At 58.6% G+C, this 3,554-nt stretch carries 1 protein-coding gene; it reads right to left on the bottom strand.

Annotation, left to right across the window (positions count from 1 at the left end; all coding sequences use genetic code 11):
• Positions 1-3,554: non-ribosomal peptide synthetase (locus tag KZZ10_RS01995; protein WP_259659831.1), on the bottom strand; the 3,554-nt coding region annotated here is incomplete at both ends.

Raw genomic sequence — 3,554 nt, 5'->3', positions numbered from 1 at the left:
CACCGCTCTCTTTATCCAGGCTTAACCATGCCTCGCCAAAACCAATACCCGCCTCTTGTGCAGCAGGCAAGTTCAGACGGCTCGCAAAACTCAACCTGCTTAAATGCTCTCGCCAGTAACTACGCGCGGCCGAGTCAGGCACGGTACCTTCATGCACAGAAACCGCAAGCGCAAAAGGTGACTGATGTGCAAACACATCACGGGTACTCATTTGTAATCCCATTGCACGCGCACGACTCACTAAACGCATCGCAGAGATACTGTCGCCACCGATGGCAAAGAAGTTATCGTCCAGACCCACTTGGGTGTTGTTGGTCACCTCGGCAAACAACGCACACAACACCTTCTCGGTCTCGGTGCGTGGCGCGCGATGCTCGGTTGTGCTGCTCGCCGCACTGGGCTCGGGCAGACGACGGCGATCGAGCTTGCCGTTTGGTGTCAGCGGCAAACTCTCCATCGTCACAAACGCCTGCGGCACCATAAACTCGGGCAGCGTCTCGAGCAACTTCGCGCGCAGCACCGACTGCTCGGGCATCTCCTGGCCCACGCGGGCCACCACATACGCCACCAGACGCTGCTCACCCCCCACGCCGCGGGCAATCACCGCGACCTGACCCAACTGCGACTCAAACCCATGCAGCAACGCCGCCTCGATCTCGCCCGTCTCGATCCGATAGCCACGGATCTTGACCTGATCATCGGCGCGACCCAGGAACGCGATCTCCCCATTGGCCGCCCGATACGCTAGGTCACCCGTGCGGTACATCCGCGATCCGGGCGCCCCAAACGGAGACGCAATAAAGCGCTCGGCGCTTAACCCCGCACGACCCAGGTAGCCACGCGCGAGACCCGCGCCCGCGATATACAACTCCCCCACTACGCCTTGCGGCACGGGCTCAAGCGCTGTGTCCAGAATGTAAGAGGCCAAGTCCGGAATCGGCTCGCCCACGTAACTCGTATCTCCTTCGGCATCAGCCAAGGTCAGTACGCGGTACGTCACGTGCACGGTCGTCTCGGTAATCCCGTACATGTTGATCAACTCGGGCGTGCCTACGGGATGCAGCGCCCACCATGGCTTGAGCTTGGTGGGGTTTAACGCCTCGCCACCAAAGATCACCGCACGCAGCGACAGCGGATCGGACGGATCGTGCTGCTGCGCGTCCTCGGCAATCAGCACCTCAAAGGCTGAAGGCGTTTGATTCAATACCGTGACCCGTTCATTCTTAAGCAAGCGAACAAAGTCGGGCGTCGAGCGACGGATCTCATCAGGAACAATGACCAACTTGCCGCCATACCCCAACGCGCCCCAGATCTCCCACACAGAGAAGTCAAAGGCAATCGAGTGAAACAGCGACCAGACATCTCGATGATCAAACTCGAACCAGTCCTGCGTCTGCGTGAGCAACCGGATCACGTTCTGGTGCGCAATGCCTGCCCCTTTGGGGCGCCCAGTCGAGCCTGACGTATAAATCAAGTAGGCCAGGTGCTCGCTATGCAGCACCGCCAAGCGCTCGGACTGACGGATCGGGGCGTCGGACTGCGCCGAGAGCTCGGCCATCATCTCGGGCGCATCGAGGTGCAGCGCGGGCGGCATCACCAGGGGCGTGCGCACCAGCATCGCCTCGGGGTTCTGTGCACGCGCCTGCTCGATGGACTGCACCAAGCTCGCGTAGCGTGCATCCGTTGTGATCAGCACCCGGGCCTGGCTATCGGCCAGCATGAACTCTAGACGCGCGGCTGGGTAATCCGGATCCAACGGCAAGTAAGCACCACCGGCCTTCACGATCGCTAGGAGCGCCACTATCATCTCGGGCGAGCGATCCAACATGATCGCCACGAGCTGATCGGGGCCCACGCCCTTGGCGATCAACACCCGAGCCATCTGGTTGGCTCGCGCATCGAGCTCGGCGTAGCTCAGACTCTGCGTCTCGTAGACTACCGCCACCGCATCGGGGTGACGCAGCACCTGCTCACCAAACAAGTCCGGTAATGTCTGCGTCGGTTGTGCCACATCGAGGGTTGCGCCCGCCGCCTGCGACACGAGCGCGCGGCGCTCCGGATCCTGCAATAGCGGCACCGCCTTGAGCGAGGTCTGCGCATGGTGAGGGAGCGCACGCAATAGCGCTCCTAAGCGCGCGATCAATTGCTCACCCTGCGCCTGGTCAATACGGCTGCGGTCAAAACTTAACCGCATCGTCAGCTCCTCGCTCGGGATCACCGACAAACTTACTGGGTAATGTGCACCGTCCTCGCCTCCCACGCTCTGGAGCTGTAGCGCACCGAACTTACGCTCGCCCTTGGGAGCAGGATAGTTCGCGTACACAAACAACGCCTCAAAGAGCGGCGTGCCCGCAAAGGGCGTGAGCGCCTGCGCTGCCGTCAAACCAAAATGCGCGTGGCTCTCCTGCACGGCCTGCTCAGCTTGCAACGATTGCAACCACTGCACCAGCGACTGGCCCGCCGACAGCTCCAAGTACAGGGGCATCGTGTCGATAAACAACCCAATACCGCGATCGACCTGCGGCAAAGCGCTAGAGCGTCCGCTGCGCACGCTTCCAATCACAATCTCATCGAGCCGGCTTAACCGACCAAGCATAAGTGCGTACGCACCTAGCAACACTGTTGCCTGTGTCAAACCGTGCGCTCGGCAAAATCCCTCAAGCCTAGCACCGCTCTCTTTATCCAGGCTTAACCATGCCTCGCCAAAACCAATACCCGCCTCTTGTGCAGCAGGCAAGTTCAGACGGCTCGCAAAACTCAACCTGCTTAAATGCTCTCGCCAGTAACTACGCGCGGCATCTTGATCTTGTTTTGCCAACCAAGCAAGATGGGTAGACCAATCGAAAGCGCGCGGCAGCGTGATGGGTGACGCCTCACTCGCTGACTGATAAAGGCTTGCAAGTTCCTCTAGTACTAAAGGCGCCGACCACCCATCCAACAGAATATGATGATTCGACATCATTAATATCTGCTGCTCAGGTGACGCTTGTAACCATGTCAGTCGAATGAGCGGACCCTGCTCCAGATCAAAACGCATGAGGCGGTCTGTCCGTTGCAATTCCGCAACCATTTCCTTTGCGTCACCCCCTGGTACAGAAGCACGAATAAGACGATGCTCGCTAGCACTTCGCACTACACCCAAGCCTGCGCCAACACGATTTGGCGCAACGACCAGGCGCAGGGAGAGATGGCGATTAAGCAAATCGGTCCAGGCTTGCTGAAGTGCCACTTCATTAAGCGTACCCTTCAAATACACCAACACCTGAACGTGATACGGATCATGCTGTTCAATTGACAGCGCACTTGTCTGGAAAGCCAAACCTTGCTGTAACGACGTAAGAGCAACAACATTCTCTAAATCCGGATACAGCTCTACCAATTCATTTATCGCAGCTTGTGTTACATCCACTGACGGAAAATCTGCAGGCGAATACGTGACGGCCAGCGGATCATTCAAGCAGTGCTCGGCCAGTTCAGCGAGATTCTTTTCAAACGCGCGTGCCAGCATCGCAATACTCTGCTCATCATGCGCCAAGTGGCAATACTCAATCTGG

The organism is Zwartia hollandica, assembly GCF_019923725.1.
Taxonomy (GTDB): Bacteria; Pseudomonadota; Gammaproteobacteria; order Burkholderiales; family Burkholderiaceae_B; genus Zwartia; species Zwartia hollandica.
Note: the sequence above shows the minus strand (reverse complement) of the source record. Positions and strands in the feature narration are given on the sequence as shown.